The organism is Microbacterium sp. WCS2018Hpa-23, from assembly GCF_031843845.1.
In the GTDB taxonomy this organism is placed as follows: domain Bacteria; phylum Actinomycetota; class Actinomycetes; order Actinomycetales; family Microbacteriaceae; genus Microbacterium.
This window is the reverse complement of the sequence record NZ_JAVTIZ010000001.1, coordinates 191,086-215,599: the sequence shown is the minus strand read 5'-3', so window position 1 is coordinate 215,599 and position 24,514 is coordinate 191,086. Positions and strand designations below refer to the sequence as shown.

Annotated in this window: 19 protein-coding genes; 14 read left to right on the top strand and 5 right to left on the bottom strand. The window is 68.5% G+C overall.

The features are described 5' to 3' along the window. Positions 1-42 precede the first annotated feature (42 nt). The 3 genes from RQG77_RS00955 to mfd form a co-directional block, all read right to left on the bottom strand. Positions 43-3,102 (bottom strand): aminotransferase, encoded by a 3,060-nt coding sequence (locus RQG77_RS00955; RefSeq protein ID WP_311243024.1) that lies wholly within the window; start codon positions 3,100-3,102, stop codon positions 43-45. Beyond that, positions 3,099-3,725 (bottom strand): gamma carbonic anhydrase family protein, encoded by a 627-nt coding sequence (locus RQG77_RS00950; protein WP_311243023.1) that lies wholly within the window; start codon positions 3,723-3,725, stop codon positions 3,099-3,101. Before RQG77_RS00950 ends, RQG77_RS00955 begins: the two co-directional genes overlap by 4 nt. Positions 3,726-3,998: 273 nt before the next feature. Beyond that, positions 3,999-7,562 (bottom strand): transcription-repair coupling factor, encoded by a 3,564-nt coding sequence (gene mfd, locus RQG77_RS00945; protein ID WP_311243022.1) that lies wholly within the window; start codon positions 7,560-7,562, stop codon positions 3,999-4,001. 80 nt (positions 7,563-7,642) lie between these two features. Here mfd and RQG77_RS00940 point away from each other — a divergent pair, with 80 nt between their 5' ends. The 7 genes from RQG77_RS00940 (at position 7,643) to RQG77_RS00910 (ending at position 13,187) form a co-directional block, all read left to right on the top strand. Further along, positions 7,643-8,206 carry a GNAT family protein gene (locus RQG77_RS00940; protein WP_311243021.1) on the top strand — a complete coding sequence of 188 codons (564 nt, stop codon included), beginning with the start codon at positions 7,643-7,645 and terminating at the stop codon, positions 8,204-8,206. Positions 8,207-8,239: 33 nt separating this feature from the next. After that, positions 8,240-9,103 carry a DNA-formamidopyrimidine glycosylase family protein gene (locus RQG77_RS00935; protein ID WP_311243020.1) on the top strand — a complete coding sequence of 288 codons (864 nt, stop codon included), beginning with the start codon at positions 8,240-8,242 and terminating at the stop codon, positions 9,101-9,103. A gap of 272 nt (positions 9,104-9,375) precedes the next feature. Then, the gene (gene ribD / locus RQG77_RS00930; RefSeq protein WP_311243019.1) at positions 9,376-10,410 is read left to right on the top strand and encodes a bifunctional diaminohydroxyphosphoribosylaminopyrimidine deaminase/5-amino-6-(5-phosphoribosylamino)uracil reductase RibD; all 1,035 of its coding nucleotides are present in this window, start codon (positions 9,376-9,378) and stop codon (positions 10,408-10,410) included. Continuing rightward, positions 10,410-11,039: a riboflavin synthase gene (locus tag RQG77_RS00925; protein WP_311243018.1), complete on the top strand. Its 630-nt coding sequence runs from the start codon at positions 10,410-10,412 to the stop codon at positions 11,037-11,039. The genes ribD and RQG77_RS00925 overlap by 1 nt, the downstream gene beginning before the upstream one ends. After that, positions 11,036-12,304 (top strand): bifunctional 3,4-dihydroxy-2-butanone-4-phosphate synthase/GTP cyclohydrolase II, encoded by a 1,269-nt coding sequence (locus tag RQG77_RS00920; protein ID WP_056308822.1) that lies wholly within the window; start codon positions 11,036-11,038, stop codon positions 12,302-12,304. Before RQG77_RS00925 ends, RQG77_RS00920 begins: the two co-directional genes overlap by 4 nt. After that, positions 12,301-12,774, top strand: coding sequence for a 6,7-dimethyl-8-ribityllumazine synthase (ribH, locus tag RQG77_RS00915; RefSeq protein WP_056308824.1), 474 nt, complete (start codon positions 12,301-12,303; stop codon positions 12,772-12,774). The genes RQG77_RS00920 and ribH overlap by 4 nt, the downstream gene beginning before the upstream one ends. A gap of 53 nt (positions 12,775-12,827) precedes the next feature. Continuing rightward, positions 12,828-13,187: a Fe-S protein gene (locus RQG77_RS00910; protein ID WP_311243017.1), complete on the top strand. Its 360-nt coding sequence runs from the start codon at positions 12,828-12,830 to the stop codon at positions 13,185-13,187. 21 nt (positions 13,188-13,208) lie between these two features. Here RQG77_RS00910 and RQG77_RS00905 read toward each other — a convergent pair whose 3' ends face one another. Further along, positions 13,209-14,294: an ATP-binding protein gene (locus tag RQG77_RS00905; RefSeq protein ID WP_311243016.1), complete on the bottom strand. Its 1,086-nt coding sequence runs from the start codon at positions 14,292-14,294 to the stop codon at positions 13,209-13,211. Between the two features lie 182 nt (positions 14,295-14,476). Here RQG77_RS00905 and RQG77_RS00900 point away from each other — a divergent pair, with 182 nt between their 5' ends. The 3 genes from RQG77_RS00900 to RQG77_RS00890 are packed head-to-tail and all read left to right on the top strand — an operon-like array spanning position 14,477 to position 18,278. Then, positions 14,477-15,913: a DUF2252 domain-containing protein gene (locus RQG77_RS00900; RefSeq protein ID WP_311243015.1), complete on the top strand. Its 1,437-nt coding sequence runs from the start codon at positions 14,477-14,479 to the stop codon at positions 15,911-15,913. 2 nt (positions 15,914-15,915) lie between these two features. Further along, the gene (locus tag RQG77_RS00895; protein ID WP_311243014.1) at positions 15,916-16,653 is read left to right on the top strand and encodes an ion channel; all 738 of its coding nucleotides are present in this window, start codon (positions 15,916-15,918) and stop codon (positions 16,651-16,653) included. Then, positions 16,650-18,278: an MFS transporter gene (locus tag RQG77_RS00890; protein ID WP_311243013.1), complete on the top strand. Its 1,629-nt coding sequence runs from the start codon at positions 16,650-16,652 to the stop codon at positions 18,276-18,278. The genes RQG77_RS00895 and RQG77_RS00890 overlap by 4 nt, the downstream gene beginning before the upstream one ends. 31 nt (positions 18,279-18,309) lie before the next feature. On the opposite strand, the gene RQG77_RS00885 is transcribed toward RQG77_RS00890, so the two are convergent. Further along, the gene (locus RQG77_RS00885; protein WP_396653378.1) at positions 18,310-19,293 is read right to left on the bottom strand and encodes a LacI family DNA-binding transcriptional regulator; all 984 of its coding nucleotides are present in this window, start codon (positions 19,291-19,293) and stop codon (positions 18,310-18,312) included. A 160-nt stretch (positions 19,294-19,453) separates the two neighbouring features. On the opposite strand from RQG77_RS00885, the gene RQG77_RS00880 reads away from it, so the two are divergent. The 4 genes from RQG77_RS00880 (at position 19,454) to RQG77_RS00865 (ending at position 24,497) form a co-directional block, all read left to right on the top strand. Continuing rightward, on the top strand, positions 19,454-20,371 hold the full coding sequence (locus RQG77_RS00880) for a sugar ABC transporter permease (RefSeq protein ID WP_311243011.1): 918 nt from the start codon (positions 19,454-19,456) through the stop codon (positions 20,369-20,371). Positions 20,372-20,417: 46 nt separating this feature from the next. After that, a complete protein-coding gene (locus RQG77_RS00875; RefSeq protein WP_311243454.1) occupies positions 20,418-21,263 on the top strand; it encodes a carbohydrate ABC transporter permease in 846 nt (281 codons plus the stop codon). 68 nt (positions 21,264-21,331) lie between these two features. Further along, on the top strand, positions 21,332-22,690 hold the full coding sequence (locus RQG77_RS00870) for a sugar ABC transporter substrate-binding protein (protein ID WP_311243010.1): 1,359 nt from the start codon (positions 21,332-21,334) through the stop codon (positions 22,688-22,690). Positions 22,691-22,754: 64 nt separating this feature from the next. After that, complete coding sequence (locus RQG77_RS00865) at positions 22,755-24,497, top strand: beta-galactosidase (RefSeq protein WP_311243009.1); 1,743 nt, start codon at positions 22,755-22,757, stop codon at positions 24,495-24,497. Positions 24,498-24,514 lie beyond the last annotated feature (17 nt).

Genomic DNA, 24,514 nt, shown 5'->3' with positions numbered 1-24,514 from the left:
TTTAACATGGCGAATCCACACGCGATTCGAAGACATCCGAGATCACCAGCCTTCGGAGAGCACCCGATCCAGCATCGCGACCACGTGCTCGGCGCTCTCGACCGTCAGGCAGAGCGGCGGCTTGATCTTCAGCACATTCGAACGCTCGGAGGTGGTGAGCACGATGACGCCGAGCTCCCGCATCCGCTCGCAGATCGCGGCGGCCTCGGCGTCCGCCGGCTGCATGCTCTCGCGGTCGCGTACGAGCTCGACCCCGAGGTAGAGACCCTCGCCGTGGACGGGACCGATGAGTGGATGCCGGTGCGCCAGCGCCCGGAGAGACTCGGCCAGGTGCGCTCCCACCTCGAGTGCGTTCTGCTGCAGATTGTCCTCGACCATGGCATCGAGCACCGCCAGCCCGACACGGCAGCTGAGGGTGCTGCCGCCCGCCGAGGAGAAGAACTGCCCCTGGCTGCTGAGGGCATCGGCGATCCGCCGTGAGGTGATCACTCCCCCGATCGGGAATCCGTTGCCCATCGGTTTCGCGATCGTGACGATGTCTGGCACGACGCCGGACTGCTCGAACCCCCAGAAGCTCGAGCCCATGCGACCGAAGCCCACCTGCACCTCGTCGGCGATGCAGAGACCGCCGCGATCACGCACCAGATCGTAGGCGCCCGCCAGATATCCCTCGGGCAGCAGCACACCGCCGGCGTTGCCGAGCACGGATTCGCACAGGAATGCCGCGAGGTCACGCCCGTCCGCGGCGAGACGCTCGAGGTCCGTGGCGAGGTCCGCGAGATACCGGTCGGTGGTGTCGTCTCCGCGATACGTGCCCCGGAATCGGTTGGGCACGTCGGCGACGTGCACCCAGTCGGGTCGCGTCTCGAGAGCCTCGGGGTTGTCGTAGGCGCTGGTCGTGACGGCATCGCTCGCCATGGTCCAGCCGTGATAGGCCTCACGGAGCGCCACGACCGTGCGCCGTCCGGTCGCCGCCTGCGCGAGACGGATGCCGAGATCCACCGCCTCCGAGCCGCTGTTCACCAGCAGCACCGTGTCGAGTCCGCTCCCCTCTGGCATCAGCGCGATCAGGCGCTCGCTGTACTCGGCGAGGTCGCGGAACAGGAAGCGCGAGTTCGTGGCGAGGGTCTTCAGCTGCCGGTTCGCCGCGTCCGCGACCTTCAGATGCCCGTGGCCGAGGCCGGCGACGTTGTTCACCATGTCGACGTAGCTGCGACCGGTGGTGTCGACGAGGTGATGCCGCCAGCCGCGCTCGATCTGCGGTGGGTGCTCGTAGTAGCGCTCCTGCGCGTCGGCGAAGATCCGCTCACGACGACGCAGCTCGTCGTCCGCGCCGTCGCGCTGCGCGTGCGACGCGAGACCGAGAAGAGCCGCGGGGTCGGCGGTGAAACGACGCCACGCGTCGACCCGGTCGGGCGTGACCCGGTGTGCGGCAGTGGGTTCGCCAGGCAGCGACGGAGCATCCGCTCGACGGAGTCCGACGACCAGCGTCCTGAGTTCGAAGGACGCCGCGAGTCGGCCGATGCTCTCGCCCTTCTCGACCCTGCCATTGCGCGTCGGCTCGAAGTCGGGGCCGCGGACGTCGAGTTCCCAGCCTCCGTCGATCGTGATGCGGACGCTGCCTTCGGTGATCTTCAGGTCGCCCTCGACGGGGGCGATCATGCGCGACGACGGCCCGGGAGCGACATGCACCTCGGTCTCGACCGGCCAGGTGGCTGCGGCATCCGGGGTGTCGACCTCGGTGCGCGTGAGGCGGTACACCCCGTAGGGAACCACGGCAGCGCGCGCACCCCGGGCGTGGGCCTCGGCTATGAGCTCAGCCTCTGCATCAGGCGCCGCCCAGCGTCCGCCGTCCAGCGCGTCGGATTCCACGCCAGGGTCGACCACGACGATGCGACCGTCGAGTTCAGGCAGCAGCGGCGCGAGTGGTGAGATCACGTCAGCACCGTCATGCGGCGGTGCGTCATCCTCCGCCCCCTCGTGCTCGGGCCCCTCGCCCTCGGATCCGTCCACCTCCGGTGTCTCGACTTCCGCCCCGGTGACGACCGGCCCGGTGACGACGGGCACCTCGAACGCAGGCGCGGCGAAGCCCAGCCTGTCGAGCACCAGCTCCGTCGCCTCGGCGAGCGGAACAGCGGTCGCGGCGTCGAAGATGGCCTGCTCCCCCGCGATCCGCTCCCGTGCATAGTCGTTGTCGCCGTCGATCTCGAGCTGCCTCCAGCCGCTCGCGACCAGCAGAGCCGATCGGAGCACGACCAGTGGCCAGACGGCGACTGCCTCATCGCGGCTGAGCGGCGCGTCGGAGTGGAACGCCGCGATCGTGTCGAGCGCGCGCAGAGGCCGCTCGGGCTCGTGGTGGAGCATCGACGAGACGCACACTGCGAGTTCGGCCACACGCCAGCCGAGGCCCAGGTCACCGAGATCGAGGACGACATGCGGATGGAGCCGCGAGTCGGTGCCACGCCGACCGGTGACGTTGTCGTCGGTGAGATCGCCATGGATCGGCTGCACCGGCAGCCGATCGGCCACGACCGCCACCGCCTTCTGCGCGTCGTCCGATGCGGTGCGCACACGCGAGCGCAGCTCCGCGTCGGTCACCGACGGCGCGAGCACCGTGACCTGCTCGAAGGCGACGCGCATGTCCCACATGTGCTCGCGGTCGAGCCCCGGATGCTCGAGCCCGGCGAGCGCGTTCACGGACGCCGCCGCCAGCGCACCGAACTCCGCGAGCACGATCGGTGCGAGGTATCCGGCATCGACGAGGGCCTCGCCGTCGGCGAACTCGCTACGTCGCACCGCGAATCCGTGCCATCGCTGCGTGAGCGCGCCGTCGAGGCCCGGCAGGACGGCGGGAACCGGCACGCCCGCCGCACGATATGCCTCGAGCGCCTGATGCTGCGCGTCGCGTGCGTCGTCGCCGAACACCGGGTTGTCGACGCGCAGGACGCTGCGCGAACCGTCGGTCTCGACGAGCACGAAGTTGCGATCCTGATTGCTGCCGAGTTCGCTCGCCACCGCCTCGATGCCGTAGCACTCCCGAGCGATCGCGGCCGCGTCGGCCGCACTCACATCGGGTCGGATGAGCCCTGCACCGTCGCTCACTCTCGACCCGCCGCGCGGCCGTCGACGTCGAGACGCACATCGTGGGCGTGACGCGCGAGCGAGCTGCCGTAGCGCTCGGTCAGCTGCACCATCAGATCGGGGGTGTCGCGGTCGACGCCGAAGACGTGACCGGGGAAGTCGAGCTCGGGCTGCGCAGCCGAGATCTCCTCCTCGCGGTCGGGCGAGAGCAGCTGCACCGGGTCGCCGACCGCGACCCATCCGATCGGCACGACCGTCCCGGCCGGAAGCACAGCGCGGCGGTGCACGATCGCGTTGACGCGCACCTCGCAGCGGTCGCCGACCAGCGCGCCGTTGAAGATCCGTGCACCGGATGCGAAGAACACCTCTTCACCGACTGTGGCCCCCGCGATGCTCGCGAGAGTGCCGATCAGCGTGTGCGCGCCGACGTGCACGGCGTTCGCGGCCGTCGCACGGATGAGCGCGTTCTCCATCACGATGACATGCTCTCCGAGCGTGATCGGTCCGCCCTCCGCCGTGATCACGGCGCCGTGCAGCACTTGGCAGCCGGCGCCGATCTCGACATCGCCGGAGATCACGGCGGTGGGAGCGACGACGGCGGTGTCATGGATCCGGGGCCGAGCCCCGAGGTGCTCGTACAACATGACGCCAGCGTAGTGCTGCGGTGCTGCGCGCACACGCCCCGTCGATCCTCGACCGGCGTTCGCTGCGCCGATCGCGCCTGCTCCGGGCACAGCTTCGGACTCCGGCGTCGCCGCGCCGCAGCATCCGCCTCGCCCCCCGCGCGTCAGCGACAGACTCCGAAGCTGTGCACGGAGGAGTCCTCCTGCCCGATGCTCTGACGTGGCCCTGGCGCGACACTGGCGAGATCTGAGGCGCCGCGCGCCCTGTGTCTCGCGCGACGGCTCCGGACGCTGCTACTCGACCTTCGCAGGCTCGGGGAAGATCGCCGTGAGAAGCTGACCGACCCACTCGAGCAGCTCCGCGTTCGGCAGTGGTTCGAGGCCGACGCCCACTGCTGCGGGAATCGTCGGCATCGGCACCACGAGGGCCTCGCCACCCGCGACCAGCTTGGCCTTCGGATAGAGACGCTGCAGACGCACCTTGATCGATTCCTCGAGACGAGCGGGCGCGATGCGCAGGTTCGACCCCATCACCACGACGTCGGCGAGCCCTGCCCTGGCCGCGCGGCGACGCAGACGGGCGACCGCGATCAGGCCCTCGACCTCGTCCGGCGGAGTGCCGTAGCGGTCGGTGAGCTCGTCGATCACGAGGTCGATCGCGTCGTCCTTCGCCGTCGCGGCGGACGCCGCGGAGAGCTTCTGATAAGCCTCGAGCCGCAGCCGCTCGCTGTCGATGTAGTACTCGGGGATGCGCGCATCCAGCGGGAGCTCGAGTCGCAGCTCCTGCCCGGACTCGACGTCTTCGCCACGGAAGGTCGCGACGGCCTCGCCGATCATCCGCAGGTAGAGGTCGAAGCCGACGCCGGCGATGTGGCCCGCCTGCTCGCCGCCGAGCAGGTTGCCCGCACCGCGGAGCTCGAGGTCTTTGAGTGCGACCTGCATGCCCGACCCGAGATCATTGTTGACCGCGATCGTCTGCAGACGGTCGGCCGCGGTCTCGCTGAGCGGCTTCATCTCGTCGTAGAGGAAGTAGGCGTACGCCCGCTCACGACCACGCCCGACACGGCCTCGCAGCTGGTGCAGCTGGCTGAGCCCGTACTTGTCTGCGCGGTCGATGATGATCGTGTTCGCATTCGAGATGTCGAGACCCGTCTCGATGATCGTGGTCGAGACGAGCACGTCGAACTTGCGCTCCCAGAAGTCGTCGACGACCTGCTCGAGCGCGTGTTCGCCCATCTGGCCGTGAGCCACCGCGATGCGCGCCTCGGGCACGAGCTCCGCGAGCTGCGCCGCGACCCGCTGGATCGACTGCACGCGGTTGTGCACGAAGAACACCTGGCCCTCACGGAGGATCTCACGCCGGATCGCCGCGGTGATCTGCTTGTCGCTGCGGGGTCCGACGAACGAGAGGATCGGATGCCGGTCTTCCGGCGGGGTCGCCAGGGTCGACATCTCGCGGATGCCGGTGACCGCCATCTCGAGCGTGCGCGGGATCGGCGTCGCGCTCATCGCGAGGATGTCGACGTTCGTCTTCATCTTCTTGAGCGTGTCCTTGTGCTCGACCCCGAAGCGCTGCTCCTCGTCGATGATCATCAGACCGAGGTCCTTGAACATGACCTGGTCGGTGAGGATGCGGTGCGTGCCGATGACCATGTCGACCGTGCCGTCGAGCAGGCCGTCGAGCGTCAGCCGCGCCTCCTTGTCGGTCTGGAACCGTGACAGCGGGCGCACCTTCACGGGGAATCCGGCGAAGCGCTCGGTGAAGGTCTCGAGGTGCTGCTTCACGAGCAGCGTCGTCGGCACCAGCATCGCGACCTGCTTGCCGTCCTGGATCGCCTTGAACGCCGCACGCACGGCGACCTCGGTCTTGCCGAAGCCGACGTCACCCGAGAGCAGACGGTCCATCGGGATCGGCCGTTCCATGTCGGCTTTGATCTCATCGATCGTCTGCAGCTGGTCGGGAGTCTCGGCGAACGGGAAGGCCTCTTCGAGCTCACGTTGCCACGGGGTGTCCTGCCCGAACGCGTGCCCCTTCGCGCTCATGCGCGCCGAGTAGAGCTTGACCAGCTCGACGGCGATGTCGCGCACGGCCTTGCGGGCCTTGCCCTTGGCCTGCGACCAGTCGCTGCCTCCCATCTTCGAGAGGGTGGGCCCCTCGCCGCCGACGTACTTCGACAGCAGGTCGAGCTGATCGGTGGGAACGAAGAGCTTGTCACCCGGGTAGCCGCGCTTGGACGGCGCGTATTCGAGCACCAGATAGTCGCGCACGGACTTGGTCGCATTGCGACCGCCCGTGGACACCTCGCGCTGCGTCATCTCGACGAACCGGCCGATGCCGTGCGTATTGTGCACGACGAAGTCGCCCTGTTTGAGCTGCAGCGGATCGACGACGTTCTTGCGGCGGGAAGCGAGCTTCTTGACCACGCGCTGGTCGCCACCGATCGTGCGGCCGTAGAACTCGTTGTCGGTGAGGACCGCGAGCTTCGCGTCGGGGATCTGGAATCCGGCCTCGACGGATCCGGTGACCAGCGTCGCGACGCCGGTGTCTGGCGCATCGACGAGCTCGGACACGATGCGGGCGGCGATGCCGCGATCGGAGAGCACGTCGCGCGCACGGTCGACGAGACCGGCACCCGCCGCGATGACGACGACGCGCCACCCGTCGGCGACCTTCGCGTCGACGAACGAGATCGCGCCGTCGACGTTGCCGTGGAACGACGGGATGACGGAGGCGTCGATCGTCTCGGCGTCCTCTCCGCCCATCGAGAACGGGCTCAGTCGCCACCACACGCCGCCGCGGTCGCGCACGACCTCGCGCAGCTCGGCGATCGTGAGGAAGTCGCCCGCGCCGAGATCGATCGGCGCGGATGCTCCGGAGGTGGCCGCGCTCCAGGCGGCGTCGAGGAACTCGCGGTTGGTCTCGCCCAGGGTGATCGCGCGGGCGCTGGATCGCTCGGGGTCGACGATGGCCGTCGCGCTGCCCTCGGGAAGGTATTCGGCGAGCGACTTGAGCGGACCCGAGACGGCCGGGAGCAGCGACTCCATTCCCTCGACCGGGATTCCCTCCGACATCTTCTCGAGCATGCCGGCGATCGCGGGGAACCCGCCGATCAGCGCTCTGGCACGGTCGCGGACATCAGGAGTGAGCAGTAGCTCACGGCTCGGCGGAAGGTCGACCCCGTCGACGGCGCCGGGAAGGGAGCGTTGATCGGCGACCGAGAACGCGCGGATCTGGTCGACCTCGTCGCCGAAGAACTCGACACGGAACGGATGCTCGGAGATCGCCGGGAAGACGTCGAGGATGCCACCGCGCACCGCGAACTCGCCCCGTCGCGACACCATGTCGACGCGCGAGTAGGCGCGCTCGACGAGCTGTTCGACGACGTGGTCGAGTTCGTGACCGCGGGTTCCTGCACGCAGCTCCAACGGCGCGATCTCACCGAGGTTGCCCGCGATGGGCTGCAGCGCTGCTCGCACCGAGGCGACGACGACGAGCGGGTGATCGCCCGACCACTCGGCGATGCGGCGGAGGGTCTGGAGCCGCTGTCCGACGGTGTCAGGGCTCGGGCTGAGGCGTTCGTGAGGAAGAGTCTCCCAGGCCGGGAAGGTCACGACCTCGGCATCGGGGATGTACGCGCCCAGCGCCGCCGCCAGGCTCTCGGCACGCCGACCGGTCGGAACGACGGTGAGGAGCGCCGCCGGCTGCCCGGCCGCCCGCCGCTTGTCGAGGAGACCCGCGAGCGCAGGCGCATCGAGGCCGTCGACCAGGCCGAGGTCGGCATCGGTCTGGGCCCACGTCAGGGCGTCACGAAAAAGAGATGCCTCTTCCAAGGCGCGCAGAATCCCCGGCACAGTCACCGGACAAGCCTAGCCGCGGCCACGGACACGGGCATCGGGATCACTGTCGACACGCGCTGCGCGAGCCGTAGGATGCCGGGATGGAACCGGTCACTCTCACCACCGAGCGCCTCGTCCTGCACGTGCCCGACGAGTCCGACATCGACGCGATCACCGCGGCCTGTCAGGACCCGGAGATCCCTCGATGGACCACCGTGCCGAGCCCGTACACCCGTGAGCACGGTGAAGGGTACGTCCGTCTGATCGGCGAATGGTGGGCGGACGGCAGCCAGACGATCTGGTGCGCGTACCGTGACGGCGAGCTGGTCGCCTCGATCGGCCTGCACCACATCGTCGAGCACCACACCGGCGGGCATGCCGAGATCGGATACTGGGTCACCGCCGCCGCCCGCGGCAACGGCTATCTCGTCGAGGCCGCGCGGGCCGTCGTCGACTGGGGCTTCGGCGAGCTCGGGCTCGCACGGCTCGGCTGGCGCGCTGTCGCGGGCAACGTCCCGTCGGCGCGCGCGGCGCGGGCGCTCGGATTCCGGTACGAAGGGTTCGCGCGCCAGGCCCTCACCAGCGATCGCGGTCGCGACGACGGCTGGTTCGGTGGACTCCTCGCGTCAGACGACCGCACGCCTGTGGAGTGGCCCATCCTCTAGTCCGGTGTCGGTCGTCGATGGCAGGATGAGCCCATGCCTGAGATGCCGGAAGTCCAGGGCCTGACCACGTTCCTGACGGAGCGCGCCGTGGGGAGCACGATCATCCGTACGGCCGTGGGAGCGATCGCCGCGCTGAAGACCTACGATCCGCCGAACACCGCGCTGCACGGTGCCCAGATCACCGCCGCGTCGCGGCAGGGCAAGTTCATCGTGCTCTCCTGCGGCGCCGACCTGCATCTCGTCTTCCATCTGGCCAAGGCCGGGTGGCTGCGCTGGTACGAGACTCTGCCGACGACTCTGATCAAGCCGGGCAAGTCGCCGATCGCGCTGCGGGTCGCACTCGACGACGAGAGCGGGTTCGACCTCACCGAAGCCGGTACCAAGAAGTCCCTCGCCGTATACGTGGTGTGCGATCCGCAGGAGGTCCCGGGAATCGCCCGGCTCGGCCCCGATCCGCTCGAATCGGCCTTCACACGGGAGGTCTTCAGCAGCCTGCTCGACGGGCGGCGCACGCAGATCAAGGGTCTGCTGCGCGATCAGAGCATCATCGCCGGGATCGGCAACGCCTACTCCGACGAGATCCTGCACGCGGCTCGCATGTCTCCCTACGCGATCGCCGACAAGCTCGGCGACGACGAGGTCGACCGACTGTTCGCGGCGATGCAGACGACGCTGACGGATGCCGTCGCCGAGGCGTCGGGCAAACCCCCGGCCGATCTGAAGGACGCGAAGCGCCGAGGCATGCAGGTGCACGCCCGCCGGGGCGAAGCCTGCCCCGTGTGCGGAGACACCGTGCGCAGCGTCTTCTTCGCCGACCGCTCTCTCGAGTACTGCCCTACCTGTCAGACCGGGGGCAAGCCGCTCGCCGACCGCCGCCTGTCACGGCTGCTGAAGTAGCAATTCGACGCGGAATGAAATGTCCCCAGACGCGTTGAGTACACTCAGAGCATCAACGTGCTCCGGGGTCGGTGAGAATCCGAACCGGCGGTGACAGTCCGCGAGCGTCTCGGTTCTCCGAGGTGCCGATCCGGTGGAATTCCGGGACCGACGGTGGTGCGAGGCCCAGCCTCGCTAGTCCGGAAGGGAGGCAGCACGGTGCGCCGCCGTGCGCGCGTTCTGCCTGTGTCTCCTCACGAGGAGAACCCCCGGAGCCTCAGAGAGGACCACGGATGGCAGTGAACGAGACGGAACGCCGGGCGATGACCCGTGCGCTCGAACTCGCAGCCCTCGGCCCGCGCGGAGTGAACCCGCAGGTCGGAGCGGTCATCCTCGACTCCGACGGGGCTGTCCTCGCCGAAGGGTGGCACCACGGTGCCGGCACCCCTCACGCCGAGGTCGATGCGCTCTCGAAACTCGCGCCGGGCGCGGCACGAGGCGCTACCGCGATCGTCACCCTGGAGCCCTGCAACCACACGGGACGCACAGGACCCTGCGCAGTCGCGCTCATCGAGGCGGGCGTCGCGCGAGTCGTCTACGCCCTCGACGATCCCGGCGCACTGTCGGGCGGCGGCGCCGAGCGCCTGCGCGCCGCGGGAGTGAGCGTCGACGCCGGCGAGCAGGCCGATGTCGCCCACGGGCTCATCGACGGCTGGCTCACCGCCCAGCGGCTGGGTCGGCCGCACGTCACCGTGAAATGGGCTCAGTCGCTCGACGGCCGCGCCGCGGCATCCGACGGCTCCAGCCAGTGGATCACCGGTCCCGAGGCCCGCACCGACGTGCACCGACGCCGAGCGGCGGCCGATGCGATCGCCGTCGGCACCGGAACCGTGCTCGCCGACGATCCCTCCCTGACGGCGCGCGACGGTGAGGCACTCTACGAGACGCAGCCGGTCCCGGTCGTGATCGGCTCGAGGCCCACCCCCGACGCGGCCGCGATCCGTCGGCATCCGCAGACGCCGCTCTTCTACGACACGCACGATCTGCACACCGTGCTCGCGGATCTGCACGCGCGCGGCATCCAGAGCGTGTTCGTCGAAGGCGGCCCCACTCTCGCGAGCGCGTTCATCGCGCAGGGCCTCGTCGATCGGGTGCTCGCCTACATCGCGCCGGTGCTGATCGGCGGCGACCGGCTCGCACTGACCGACATCGGCGTCGCCACGATCGACGCCGCCCACCGTCTGACGGTCGAGGAGTGGCTGCCGCTCGGCGCCGACCTGCTCGCGATCGCCACCCCCGTGCTCGACCTCGAAGAAGGAGTCGCCTGATGTTCACCGGAATCATCGAGGAGATCGGGGAGATCACCGCGATCTCGCCCGCAGGAGACGGGTGGCGACTGACCGTGCGCGCGCCGAAGGCCGCCTCGGACGCGATCCACGGCGAGTCGATCGCCGTCTCGGGAGTCTGCCTGACGGTCGTGGGTTCGACGCCCGACACCTTCGACGCCGATGTGATGAAGCAGACGCTCGACGTCGCAGCCCTCGGCGGAGCATCCGTCGGGACGCGCGTGAACATCGAGAAGGCGATGCCGGTCGGCGCGCGCCTCGGCGGTCACATCGTGCAGGGGCACGTCGACGGCGTCGGCAGTGTCATCGACGTGCGGCCTGGCGAGCAGTGGAGCGTGCTGCGCATCGCACTGCCCGACGATCTCGCCCCGCTCGTGGTCGACAAGGGCTCGATCTCTGTCGACGGCACATCTCTCACCGTGAGCGCCGTGAGCCCCGCGGATGCGGCGAACCACTGGTTCGAGATCTCGCTGATCCCCGAGACCCTCGCCGCCACCACCCTCGGATCCCGAGCGATCGGCGACCGCGTGAACCTCGAGACCGACATCCTCGCCCGCCATGTCGAACGCCTTCTCGCGTTCCGGGCAGCACCGGAAGGAGGCTCGCGATGAGCCTTTCCACCATCCCCGAGGCCCTCGAGGCCCTTCGCGCCGGGCGCCCCGTGCTCGTCGCGGACGACGAGAACCGCGAGAACGAAGGCGACGTCATCCTCTCGGCCGAGCTCGCGACGCCAGAGTGGGTCGCCTGGACTGTTCGCTGGTCGTCCGGCTTCATCTGCGCGCCGATGCCGACCGACCTCGCCGACAATCTGAACCTGCCGCCGATGGTCGCCGCCTCCGAAGATGCGCGCTCGACCGCGTACACGGTGAGCGTCGACGCGGCGGAAGGCGTCACCACCGGCATCAGCGCGCACGACCGCGCACACACGCTGAACGTCCTGGCGAACCCCGCATCGACCGCGACCAGCATCATCCGCCCCGGGCACGTCCTCCCCCTGCGCGCTGTCGACGGCGGCGTGCGCGAGCGCAGCGGCCACACCGAGGCGGCCGTCGACCTGATGAAGCTCGCAGGACTCCGTCCGGTCGGGGCGATCGCCGAGGTCGTCGCCGAAGACGGCAGCATGATGCGCCTGCCGGGTCTCATCGAGCTCGGCGCCCGCGACGGGGTGCCGGTCATCACGATCGAGCAGCTCATCGCCCACCTCAACGAGATCGACCCCACAGGCTGGGCACCGGAACGCGCCAGCCGCCGAGTGAGCCTGCGCGCAGATGCGACAGTGCCCACCACGCACGGCACCTTCCGCTTCCTCGCCTACAAGGACCGGGTCACAGGGACCGACCACATCGCGGTCGTCTCGGGAGAACCGGGCGAGACCGCTCTCGTGCGGGTGCATTCGGAGTGCCTCACGGGTGAGGCGTTCGGCTCCCTCAAATGCGAGTGCGGTCCGCAGCTGGATGCGGCCCTGGACGCGATCGAGCAGGACGGCGGCATCGTCATCTACATGCGCGGGCACGAGGGTCGGGGCATCGGCCTGATCAACAAGCTCCGTGCCTACAGTTTGCAGGAGGAGGGCCTCGACACGGTCGACGCCAACCTCGCGCTCGGGCTCCCTGCGGATGCCCGCGACTACGCGGCCGCCGCCGGCATCCTCGCCGACCTCGGGGTCTCGAAGGTGCGCCTGCTGACGAACAACACCGACAAGGTGAACCAGCTGCGCAGCCTCGGCCTCGACGTCGTCGAGCAGGTTCCGCTGATCGTCGGAGTCGGTCCGAACAACCACCAGTACCTCGAGACCAAACGTGACCGGATGGGTCACATCATCGGTGAGGCGGAGCTCGCAGAGGCTCTCGCCGACGGAAAGAAGGATCACTCATGAGCGGCGCAGGAGCACCCAAGACCGAGAAGATCGACGGACGCGGCCTCAAGGTCGTCATCGTCGCCGGCACCTGGCATGACGTCATCACCGACGGCCTGATCGCCGGCGCGCAGCGCGTGCTCGACGATGCGGATGCCGCCTACCGGCTCGTGCGCGTGCCGGGGTCGTTCGAACTCGCCCTCGCCGCGCAGGCCGCGTTCGCGGGCGGAGCTGACGCTGTGGTCGCCCTCGGCGTGATCATCCGAGGCGGCACCCCGCACTTCGAGTACGTCTCGGCGGCGACGACCGACGGGCTCACCCGCGTCTCGCTCGATGCGGGCAAGCCGGTCGGCTTCGGCGTTCTCACACTCGACGACGAGAAGCAGGGCCTCGACCGCGCAGGACTCGAGGGCTCGAAGGAGGACAAGGGCGCGGAGGCTGCGGATGCCGCGCTGCGCACCGCCCTCCTCGTGCGGGATCTGCGCGGCTGAGGTCAGGGCGCCCTTGCTGGCGCGCACGCCCCGCGTGCTCGTATCGTGAAGGCATGGAGACTCTGCGCCACGTCGTTCTGTTCGTCCATCTCATCGGCTTCGCCGTGCTGTTCGGGGCCTGGGCAGTGCAGGCGTTCGGCGGGAAGCGCGAGTTCACCCGACTGATGAGCATCGGCATGACGATCGCCGCGATCGCCGGCCTCGCACTCGCGGCCCCATGGGGCCTTCCCGAGGGCGTCGAGATGAACTACGCCAAGATCGGCACGAAGCTCGTGGTGCTGCTCGCGATCGGCGCGCTTCTCGGCATCGGCACGGCGAAGCAGCGCAAGTCCGGATCCGTGCCCGTCGCGATGTTCTGGCTGGTCGGCATTCTGACGGCCGTCAACGCCGCCATCGCCGTGATCTGGCGCTGACGCTTTCCGTCGCACGCCGCGTCACTCACGCAGTGGCACGACGACGTCGCCGCCCGCCTCTTCTGTCAGCCGCGCACCCATCTGCACGAAGGACGGCTGCGCGATGAACCCTCCGGCGAAGAGCGCCTGACCCTGTGTGAATCCCTGCGCTCGGCGGATGTCGTCCTCGCCGACGAAGCCGAACACCTCGGCCAGCTCGGCGATGTCGCGCGGCGCATTGACGCGCATCAGGCCGAGGTTGTCGCACTGCGAGAGCACGTTCGGGTGGATCTTGGTCGGCCGCTGGGTCGAGAGGAACAGCCAGAGGCCGAACTTGCGGCCTTCTGCCGCGATCTGCACGAGCTGCTCGGTGAGTGCGCGCTCGACCGCGGTGCGCGGTTCCGGCGAGCAGAGGTTGTGCGCCTCATCGATCACGATGAGGATCGGCCGGCGGCTCTCCCGGCGCGCCCAGAGCTGCTCCAGAACCGCGAGGGCTGCGACCTTCGGCTCGGCCGGGTGGTCGAATCCTCCGAGGTCGAGCACCGTCGCCCGCGGACGCCCGTCGATCACGTCGACGACGGAGTGCGCTCCCCGGGACCACAGATCCCACTCCAAGACCTGGAGGTTCTCCATACGGTTGGCCAGACGTACGCGCGCCGGGTCTCCCGAATCACGGAACTCCCGCAGCATCCTGTCGGTGTCGAACTCCGTCGCGCTCACGGACCAGTGCAGCAGGACGTTGTACTCCTCGGCATCCGCGATCGGGTCGATCTGCAACACGGCCGCCTTCGCGGCCGGCGACAGATCGAGGTAACGCACGTGCAGCCGCTCCCCCTCCTGATGCCCCGATCGGAACACGCGGATATCGGTCTGGGCTATCCGATCCGAGTGTTCGACGGGCGCGCCATCGCGTGTCTCCGCCAACCTGACGAAGTCCGCGTTCGGATCGAGGACCAGCATGGGCAGCTCGGTGTGCAGCAGGAGCTGTTCGAGCACGACTCCCAGCGCATAGGTCTTGCCGCTGCCGCTCTGCCCGCACCAGAAGGTGTGACGGTTGAATCTGCGCGCATCCAGCTTCGCGATCACGGTGGGGTCGGCGGTGAGGGTGCCGATGCTCAGGTCGGTCATGCCGCCACCGTAGCGTCGCGTGGGGCCGAATCCGAACTGGCCTCACCCTCACAGTGTGACCCGTGAATCGCGCAGGGTGCGGCTCATCCTGTTCGGATGATCCCCCGCTGGATCATCCGTGCACGCCCTGAGATACTTGCGCCGAATTCTCGTCCGACCGTCATCTGAGAACGGAGAACCGCATGGGCAGGGGCCGCCGCGCGGAGGACACGGGACCGTTCGGTGCGAGACGCGAGGCGGGCCGCGCGGCACGTGCGCGGCTGCCGCGGGCGCAGCTCGGTGTCTGGTCGCCGTCTTCAGAGCGCCCCGATCCGATCGCGCTGCTGGAGGAGCAGTCGGAGTCACGGGTTCGAGAGCTCACACCCGTTCGCCATGCCCGAATGGCGGCATCGCCGCTCTCGTTCTACCGCGGTGCGGCTCTGCTCATGGCATCGGATCTCGCGGCCCACGCACACACCGGGATCATCACGCAGCTCTGCGGAGACGCCCACCTCTCGAACTTCGGTCTCTACAGCACTCCGGAGAGATCGCTTGCGTTCGACATCAACGACTTCGACGAGACACTGCCCGGTCCCTTCGAATGGGATGTCAAGCGGTTGGCGGCGAGCTTCGCCGTGGCCTGTCGACAGCGAGGATTCACCGTCCAGGCCGAGCACGAGTGCGTGGCCGCTGCCGCCCGCGGATACCGGACCGCGATCAGAGCGGCCGCGAAGTCCACGGTGCTCGACGCCTGGTACGACCGACTCGATGCAGAGCGCGCGCAGCGGTGGATCCGTCAGGAGCACCGCGACGAACGCGCCGGCGATGACGAGGTGCAGCGCCTCGACGCGGTGATCGAGAAGGCACGCACCCGGGTGCACAGGAAGGCGTTCCGCAAGCTCGTCCGCGTGATCGACGGCGAGCTGCGCATCGCGGCCGTACCTCCGCTGATCGTGCCCGTGGAGGATCTCCTCCGTGACGCCGGCGCCGTCGATGACGACGTCGTGACCATGAGGCGGATCCTCGACGAGTATCGGGCGACCCTGGTCGGCGATCGGCATCCGATCGCGGAATACCGCTATCGACACATGGCGCGCAAGGTCGTCGGGGTCGGAAGCGTGGGGACTCGCGCCTGGGTGCTTCTGCTCAGCGGGCGCGATGATCGCGATCCGCTTCTTCTGCAGGCGAAAGAGGCGCAGGAATCGGTACTCGAACGTTTTCTGGGACCGAGCGAGTTCGCAACCCACGGGGAACGCGTCGTCAGAGGGCAGCGTCTGATGCAGGCGTCGAGCGACATCTTCCTCGGCTGGCAGTCGGTCATCGGTCTCGACGGACAGGAGCGAAACTTCTACCTCCGCCAGCTTCAGGACGGCAAGGGCGGAAGCGACCCGGACACGATGACAGCGCGCGGCGCTGCCCTGTACGCCCGCATCTGCGGGGAGACCCTCGCCCGGGCCCACTCCCGCTCCGGCGATCGCGTCGAGATCGCCGGCTACATCGGGCGCGGGACCGCGTTCGACGAGGCGATCTCCGACTTCGCCGCGGCCTACGCCGACCAGAACGAGCGGGACCATCGCGCGCTCGTCGCCGCGCTCGCGTCGGGTCGATTGCCGGCGGCGCACGGGCGGGGCGAGGTCTGAGCATGGAACCGGAGAGCGCCGTGACCGCGGCGCACCCGAGCCTTCGATCCCCCGGCACGGGCGGTGCCTCCGGATGGCGCAGCGGATACTGGCTCGTACTCGCCCTGCTCGTTGCGACCTACGCGCTGTGTGCGATCCAGGACACGAGCAACCCGAGTCCGCCGGCGTTCCTCGTGCAGCTCGTCACGGTCGCCGTCGTGCTCCGGGTCACCCATGCGCACCGGCGCGTGCAGCGCGTCGCGTGGGTGATCCTCGCTGCGGCGGGCGTCGCCGCCATCATCACGACCGCGCTCGGCACCGAGGGTCAGCTCCTCGATGTCGCCCTGTCGACGGCGTCGATGGTCGCCTTCCTCATCGCCCCGGTGGCCATCATCCGGCATCAGGTCACACGGCGGGGCTTGGACATCGAGGCGCTGCTCGCCGCGACGGCGGCCTACGTCCTCGTCGGAATGTTCTTCACGCTCGCCTACAACCTGGTCGCGTTGCTCGCCGTCGCACCGACCTTCGGAGACGACACCGTCGATTCTCTGTCCAGTCAGCTCTTCTTCTCGTTCACCACACTGACCACCACCGGGTACGGCAACATCGTGCCAGGCTCCGCCGGCGTCCAGGCGATCGCTGTCGCAGAGGCGATCACCGGACAGCTGTTCCTGATCACCGCGGTGGCCAGGATCATGCGCGGGTCCCGACGCCCCGCATACGAGCCTGCAGCAGCGCCAGCACCCGAGGAGCAGCCATGAAGAAGTGGAATGTCGTGATCGTGCTCGGGGCCGCGCAGTTCGTGATGGTGCTCGACGGCACCGTCATGAACGTGTCGATCTCGACGGTCGTGAGCGACCTGGGCACCTCGGTGGCGGCGATGCAGGCGGCGATCACGTTCTACACGCTCACGATGGCGGCGTTCATGCTGTTCGGAGCCAAACTGGGCGATGTGTGGGGACGACGCCGCGCCTTCGTGATCGGCTCCTGCGTGTATGCAGTGGGCTCCCTGATCACGGCGGTGAGTCCGTCGGTGGGTTTTCTGTTCCTCGGCTGGTCGATCATCGAGGGGCTCGGCGCAGTCCTGGTGATCCCGGCGATCGCCGCGCTCGTCGCCGACAACTACCGTGGGCGGGAGCGCGTCACCGCCTTCGCCGTGATCGGCGCCGTCTCGGGAGCCGCCGTTGCCGCCGGCCCGCTGATCGGCGGCGCGGTCACCACCTACTCCAGCTGGAGGTTCGTGTTCGCCGCCGAGGTGGTGATCATGCTCGGCGTCGTGCTCTGCGCGCGGATCATCACGGATTCCACGCCGCGGCAGGCGATCCGCATCGACATCGGCAGTGTCCTCCTGTCGTCGGCGGGTCTGGTGCTGATCGTCTTCGGAATGCTGCAGAGCAAGACCTGGGGATGGGTGATCCCGCTGCACACCCCCGAGATCGGAGGCCTTCCCCTCGCTCCCCTCGGAGTCTCCCTGACGACATGGTGCATCGGTCTCGGAGCCGCCTTGATCGCGCTGTTCATCCGGTGGCAGCGTCGACTGCTGCGCGACGGCCGATCGCCTCTGATGCAGCCGGATCTCTTCTCGATCACCACTCTGCGCAGCGGTCTCTCCGTGCTCGGCGCCCAGTACACCGTGACCGCCGGGTTGTTCTTCATGGTGCCGGTGTACCTGCAGATGACACTCGGGCTGGACGCGCTCGAGACCGGCGTCAAGATCTTCCCGCTCTCCGTGGCCCTGGTGCTGTTCTCGATCGTGGGCACGGCCCTGTCGCGGCGCTGGTCGCCTCGCCGCATCGTCCGCGTAGGGCAGTGGGTGCTGGTCGCCAGCGCTGTGCTGCTGCTCGGTTCCGTGACCGAGGACCTGCGTGGCGTGCTTTTCGGTGTCGGCATGTTCTTCACGGGAAGCGCGCTGGGACTTCTGGCCTCCCAGCTCGGCAACGTCAACATGTCGAGCGTGAGCGAGAAGGACACGAGCGAGGCCGGCGGACTGCAGGGCGTGTTCCAGAACCTCGGATCCTCGCTCGGCACTGCCCTGATCGGCTCGCTCCTGATCGGGGCGCTCTCCACATCGTTCGCGTCCGGCGTCGCCGCGAGCTCTCTTCCTGCGGAGGTGCGCGCGACTGTGAGCGCGGCGACGGACCGCGGCGTCACGGTGGTCCCGGCGGCCGACGTGGTCGGTCTCGGCGAGGCCGCCGGTCTCGCCGATGACGAGGCGACCGAACTGGCCGGGATCTATCGCGCCTCGCAGCTCTCGTCGCTGCGAGTGGCGTTCGTGGGACTGATAGCGATCAGCCTGCTGTCGATACTGTTCTCGCGCGGCATCCCTGCAGAGGCGATGATCCGCCGACGAACAGGCGCCGACGAGAACGCCCCGGAGAAGACGTGATCCTCGCGCGTCGACGGCCAGCCGCTCTGATTCAGCGGCGCGGCGATGCCGTGCTCTCGCGCACCACGAGCTCGGTGCCCACGAGGGGCGTCTGAGTGCGCTCTCCCCCGTCGAGCTCGGCGAGCAGCGCATCGACGGCCAAGGCGCCCACGCGTTCCGGATGCTGCTGCACCGTGGTGAGCGGGGGCCAGAGCTGCGCGGCATCGGGCAGACCGTCGAAGCCGACGACGCTGACATCTCCAGGGATGTCGCGCCCGGCCTCACGGAACGCCCGGACGACACCGATCGCCATCTGGTCGTTCGCCGCGAACACCGCCGTGACGCCGTCATCGTCGCGCAGTCGGAGCCCCGCGCGATAGCCGGACTCCGCTGACCAGTCGCCCTGCAGCGGATCGGGAGCGGCGACCCCGCGGGACTCGAGCGTCTGCCGCCACGACTCGCGTCGACGCTCGGCCGAGTACGACTTCGCCGGGCCCGCGATGTGCCACACGGTACTGTGCCCGAGGTCGAGTAGATGCTCGGTCGCGAGTCGGGCCCCCTGCGCCTGATCCGTGTCGACGAACGGATGCGCGTCTCCGCGGTTCGAGTCGACCAGCACGACGGGCAGCCCGTCAGGGATCTCGACCTCGGCCTCATCGAGCTGGTGAGCCTCGATGACGATGATGATGCCGTCGACCGCGTGCTCTTCGAGACGGCGGAAGGCCCCCGCCACGGTGTCGCGCGCACTCGACTCGACCGGGATCAGCGTCAGCGCGTATCCCATCTGCGAGGCGCGGACGGCGATCGCGTCGAGCGTGCGCTGATTACCGTAAGAGCTGAACGAGAACATGATGACCCCGATAGCGCGGAATCGGCCCGATCGCAGTGCCCGAGCAGCGCTGTTGGGTCGGTAGCCGAGCCGCTGCATGGCGTCTTCGACCCGGACTCTGGTCGCGGCCCCGACGTAGCCTCGGGCGTTCACGACGCGGGAGACGGTCTGCCCGGAGACGCCGGCCTCACGCGCGACGTCTTCCATCGACGGGTCTCGCCGCCGCTGCGGCGGCTCTGCCGACTGCTCCGGGGTCACGATCAACCATCCATTCATATGTTGACGTTGACACACTAGCAGCGGATCGCATATGTTGACGTTGACACACGGCGCGATGAGCGCTCGATCTCTAAGAAGGTTCTCGTCAATGACGACTCAAGATTCCGCAATCCCTGCGGGCAACGGCATCCGCCGGCGCGAGAAGCGCGACTGGAAGGGCTGGGCCTTCGTGGGCCCGTTCATGGTCGTGTTCGCGCTGGTGTTCCTGACACCTCTCGCCTACGCGCTGTATCTCAGCTTCTTCCAGGAGAAGCTGATCGGCGGCACCGCGTTCGTGGGGTTCGACAACTATGTGCGCGCGCTCACCGACCCCCAGTTCTGGGAGGCGTTCGGCCGCGTCGTGCTGTTCCTCGTCGTGCAGGTGCCGATCATGCTCGTCCTGGCGCTGGCCGCTGCTCTCGCCCTCGACAGCGCACGCCTGCGCGGAGCCTCGTACTTCCGCATCCTGATCTTCCTGCCGTACGCGGTGCCGGCGGTCGTCGCCGTGCTCATGTGGGGATACATCTACGGCGACCAGTTCGGTCTGACGTCGAACTTCAACGACTTCCTCGGCAGCGACCTCATCACCCCGTTCGCTCGCGAATGGATCCTGGTCTCGATCGGAAACATCGTGACGTGGCAGTTCGTCGGCTACAACATGCTGATCTTCTACTCCTCGCTGAAGACGATCCCGACCGACATGTACGAGGCGGCATCCCTCGACGGCGCCGGCGCGTGGCGGACGATCTTCTCGATCAAGATCCCCAACGTCCGCGGTGCCCTTGTCATCGCCACGATCTTCTCGATCATCGGCAGCTTCCAGCTCTTCAACGAGCCCAACATCCTGCGCCCCCTGGCCCCGAATGTGATCACGACGTACTTCACACCCAACATGTACGCGTACAACCTCTCGTTCGCCGGACAGCAGTTCAACTACGCCGCGACGATCGCCATCATCATGGGCGTCATCACCGCGGTGATCGCCTACGTCGTGCAGCTGCGCGGCTCGAAGTCTGAGGTGCGCTGACATGGCACTCCCCCTCGCTCGCCCCTCGAAGAAGCGCCACGACCTGATGAACCCGCGCAAGTCCAAGACGCTGCTCATCGTGATGGTCGCGTACGCGCTGTACACGCTCGTGCCTCTCGTCTGGCTGCTGTTCAGCTCGACGAAGACGCAGTCGGGGCTCTTCAGCTCGTTCGGTCTGTGGTTCTCCGACGACTTCGCGTTCTTCGACAACCTCGTGGCCACGTTCTCGTACCAGGACGGCATCTTCCTGCGCTGGCTCGGCAACACCCTCCTCTACGTCGTGGTGGGCGCGGGCGGCGCGACGCTGCTCGCCACCATGGCGGGCTACGGCCTGGCGAAGTACCGCTTCCCCGGCCGCCGCGCGGTGTTCGCCGTCGTCCTCGGTGCCGTCGCCGTCCCCGGCACCGCCCTCGCCGTACCGACCTTCCTGCTGTTCAGCGAGCTCGGTCTCACGAACACGCCGTGGGCCGTGATCATCCCCTCGCTGATCAGCCCGTTCGGCCTGTATCTGATCTGGGTGTTCGCCTCCGAGTCGGTGCCGACCGAGCTGCTGGAGGCCGCCCGCATCGACGGCGCCGGTGAGTTCCGCACCTTCTTCACGATCTCGATGAGGCTGCTCGCTCCCGGCATCGTGACCGTCGCGCTCTTCACGGTCGTCGCGACCTGGAACAACTACTTCCTGCCGCTGATCATGCTCTCCGACCCGGCCTGGTACCCGCTCACCGTCGGCCTGAACCAGTGGAGCGCGCAGGCGATCGGCGCCGGATCTCAGCCGATCTACAACCTCGTGATCATGGGCTCCCTCCTCACCATCATCCCGATCGTCATCGCCTTCCTGCTGCTGCAGAGGTTCTGGCAGTCAGGTCTCACCGCCGGAAGCGTCAAGCAGTAGCCTCCGGCACCCTCCGCACCGCCCCCTGTCGGTCCGACGCTGGACCGCACCCCCGAAAGGACACAGCAATGAAGCACCTTCCCTCACCCGCCGCACGGCGCACCCTCACGGTGCTCGCGGCCGGAACCGTGGCAGCGCTGGCGCTGGCCGGCTGCAGCACCGGCGACTCCGGCTCCGGCGGCAGCGCTGCCGGCGACGGCTCGTTCGACTCCGTCGAGGCCGCTCTCGAGAAGGGCGGCGAGATCACGTACTGGTCGTGGACCCCCTCCGCCGAGGCTCAGGTCGAGGCGTTCGAGAAGGAGTACCCGAACGTCAAGGTGAACGTGGTCAACGCGGGCACCAACAACGAGGAGTACACCAAGCTGCAGAACGCCATCAAGGCGGGCTCCGGCGCCCCCGACGTCGTGCAGATGGAGTACTACGCCTTCCCGCAGTTCGCGCTGACGGATGCCTTCGTCGACCTCTCGCAGTACGGCTTCGCCGACTTCGAGGACGACTACACCGCCTCGACCTGGAACTCCGTCACCGACGGCGACGCGATCTACGGCCTCCCGCAGGACTCCGGCCCCATGGCGCTCTTCTACAACAAGGCCGTGTTCGACGCCGCCGGCGTCACCGTACCCACCACGTGGGACGAGTACTACGAGGCGGCGAAGGCGATCCACGCCGCGAACCCCGACGCCTACATCACGAACGACACCGGCGACGCCGGCTTCGCGACCTCGATGATCTGGCAGGCCGGCGGCAAGCCGTTCGAGACGTCGGGCACCGACGTCACGATCGACCTGCAGGACGACGGATCGAAGAAGTGGACCGAGAACTGGAACCGCCTCGTCGAGGAGGACCTGCTCGCGCCCTACGGCAGCTGGAGCGACGAGTGGTTCCGCGCTCTCGGCGACGGCAGCCTCGCGACCCTCGTGATCGGCGCCTGGATGCCGGGCAACCTGATCACGGGCGCCCCCGACGGTGCCGGTGACTGGCGCGTCGCTCCGATGCCGACCTACGACGGCACCCCGGCGACCGCGGAGAACGGCGGCGGCGGCCAGGCCGTGACCACGCAGAGCAAGAACCCGGCACTCGCCGCCGGATTCCTGTGGTGGCTGAACAACTCGGAGGAGAGCATCTCGACGTTCCTCGAGTCCGGCGGATTCCCGTCGACGACCGCCGAGCTGTCGAGCGAGGAGTTCCTCGCCGACGCGCCCGAGTACTTCGGCGGCCAGAAGATCAACGAGGTCCTCGCCGCAGCGGCCGACGACGTGGTCGAGGGCTGGAGCTACCTGCCCTACCAGGTCTACGGCAACAGCATCTTCGGTGACACCGTGGGTCAGTCGTACCAGAACGGCACCGACCTGAACGAGGGCCTCACGACCTGGCAGGACGCCCTGGTCGAGTACGGCAACTCGCAGGGCTTCGCCGTCAACAAGTAATCGCACGTCCGGGCCGGACGGGGATTCCTCCCCGTCCGGCCCTCCCCATCGAAAGCACCTCATCGTGATCTCCTTCTCCATCGGCGAGACAGACTTCCTCCGCGCAGGGCGCCCGCACCAGGTGATCGCCGGAGCCCTCCACTACTTCCGCATCCACCCGGATCAGTGGCAGGACCGCATCCGCAAGGCCCGCCTGATGGGGCTCAACACGATCGAGACCTACGTGGCCTGGAACGCGCACGAGCCGCGGCGCGGCGAGTGGGACGCCACAGGCTGGAACGACCTCGGCCGATTCCTCGACCTCATCCAGGCCGAGGGGATGGATGCGATCGTCCGCCCCGGCCCGTACATCTGCGCCGAATGGCACAACGGCGGTCTTCCGAACTGGCTCACCGCGGGCGAGCGCGAGCTGCGCTCCTCCGAGCCCACCTACCTCGCCGATGTGAGCGAGTACCTGCGCCGCGTCTACGAGATCGTCGCCCCGCGGCAGATCGACCGCGGCGGCTCGGTCGTGCTCGTGCAGATCGAGAACGAATACGGCGCCTACGGCTCCGACAAGGCCTACCTCGAGGCCCTCGTCGCCCTGACCCGAGAGTCGGGGATCACCGTCCCGCTCACCACCGTCGACCAGCCGACCGACCAGATGCTCGCAGATGGCAGCCTGCCCGAGCTGCACAAGACCGGATCCTTCGGCTCGCGCAGCGCCGAGCGCCTCGCCACGCTGCGCACCCACCAGCCGACCGGCCCCCTGATGTGCTCGGAGTTCTGGGACGGCTGGTTCGACTGGTGGGGTGGCGTGCACCACACGACCGACGTCGCCGCAGCGGCCGCCGACCTCGACGAGCTGCTCGCGGCCGGAGCATCGGTCAACATCTACATGTTCCACGGCGGCACCAACTTCGGTCTCACGAACGGCGCGAACCACAAGGGCCGCTATCTGCCCATCGTCACCTCGTACGACTACGACGCCCCTCTCGACGAGGCCGGAAACCCGACGGCGAAGTTCTTCGCATTCCGTGATGTCATCGCGAAGTATGCGCCAGTGCCCGATGAGCTGCCGGTCGCGGCCGAGCCCGCGCCCGTCTTCTCGGTACCTCTGAGTCCGGCAGGCGCATGGACGGATGCCGCGGCGAACGCGTCCGTCGCCGCGACCCCGGCGACGTTCGATCAGCTGCAGCACCTGAGCGCTCTCGTTCGCTACGACGTTCCTCTGCCCGAGGGCCGGGGCGGTCAGCTGGTGCTCGACGAGGTGCGAGACCTCGCCTGGGTCAGTGTCGACGGCCAGCCCGTCGGAACGCTCTCCCGTACCCGGCACGACCGCGCGCTGCGGATTCCGGCCGGCCGGACGCTCAGCATCCTCGTCGAAGAGCAGGGCCGTGTGAACTACGATCACCGGCTCGGCGAAGAGAAGGGGCTCATCGGCACGCCTGAGCTCGACGGCCTGCCGCTGACCGGGTGGCACTCGACACCGCTCGACGTCGCCGCCCTGGCCGCGGAGATCGGTTCCCGCGCCGCGGAGTCGTCGGTCGCTGCGACGACAGATCCGTCGGCGTGGGTCGCGGAGTTCGACCTCGACTCCCCCGCAGATCTCTTCCTCGACACCGCGTCATGGAGCAAGGGCTACGCGTTCGTCAACGGGTTCTTCCTCGGGCGTTACTGGCGGAACGGCCCGCAGCGCACCCTCTTCGTCCCCGCACCCGCGACCGTCGCCGGGGCGAACAGGCTCGTGGTGCTCGAGCTCGAGCACCTGATCGATCCGACCGCCGACTTCGTCTCGGCACTCGCTCTCGGCGACACAGAGGAATAGAGCTCGGAGACGGGCAT

Bases quoted from the DNA above. Each gene is read 5' to 3' on its own strand.
- RQG77_RS00870 (WP_311243010.1), top strand. From the start codon at position 21,332: ATGAAGCACCTTCCCTCACCCGCCGCACGGCGCACCCTCACGGTGCTC.
- ribD (WP_311243019.1), top strand. From the start codon at position 9,376: ATGGCAGTGAACGAGACGGAACGCCGGGCGATGACCCGTGCGCTCGAA.
- RQG77_RS00895 (WP_311243014.1), top strand. From the start codon at position 15,916: ATGGAACCGGAGAGCGCCGTGACCGCGGCGCACCCGAGCCTTCGATCC.
- RQG77_RS00910 (WP_311243017.1), top strand. From the start codon at position 12,828: ATGGAGACTCTGCGCCACGTCGTTCTGTTCGTCCATCTCATCGGCTTC.
- RQG77_RS00885 (WP_396653378.1), bottom strand. From the start codon at position 19,293: ATGGAAGACGTCGCGCGTGAGGCCGGCGTCTCCGGGCAGACCGTCTCC.
- RQG77_RS00940 (WP_311243021.1), top strand. From the start codon at position 7,643: ATGGAACCGGTCACTCTCACCACCGAGCGCCTCGTCCTGCACGTGCCC.
- RQG77_RS00900 (WP_311243015.1), top strand. From the start codon at position 14,477: ATGGGCAGGGGCCGCCGCGCGGAGGACACGGGACCGTTCGGTGCGAGA.
- RQG77_RS00920 (WP_056308822.1), top strand. From the start codon at position 11,036: ATGAGCCTTTCCACCATCCCCGAGGCCCTCGAGGCCCTTCGCGCCGGG.
- RQG77_RS00925 (WP_311243018.1), top strand. From the start codon at position 10,410: ATGTTCACCGGAATCATCGAGGAGATCGGGGAGATCACCGCGATCTCG.
- RQG77_RS00950 (WP_311243023.1), bottom strand. From the start codon at position 3,725: ATGTTGTACGAGCACCTCGGGGCTCGGCCCCGGATCCATGACACCGCC.
- RQG77_RS00880 (WP_311243011.1), top strand. From the start codon at position 19,454: ATGACGACTCAAGATTCCGCAATCCCTGCGGGCAACGGCATCCGCCGG.
- ribH (WP_056308824.1), top strand. From the start codon at position 12,301: ATGAGCGGCGCAGGAGCACCCAAGACCGAGAAGATCGACGGACGCGGC.
- RQG77_RS00875 (WP_311243454.1), top strand. From the start codon at position 20,418: ATGAACCCGCGCAAGTCCAAGACGCTGCTCATCGTGATGGTCGCGTAC.
- RQG77_RS00905 (WP_311243016.1), bottom strand. From the start codon at position 14,294: ATGACCGACCTGAGCATCGGCACCCTCACCGCCGACCCCACCGTGATC.
- RQG77_RS00935 (WP_311243020.1), top strand. From the start codon at position 8,240: ATGCCTGAGATGCCGGAAGTCCAGGGCCTGACCACGTTCCTGACGGAG.
- RQG77_RS00890 (WP_311243013.1), top strand. From the start codon at position 16,650: ATGAAGAAGTGGAATGTCGTGATCGTGCTCGGGGCCGCGCAGTTCGTG.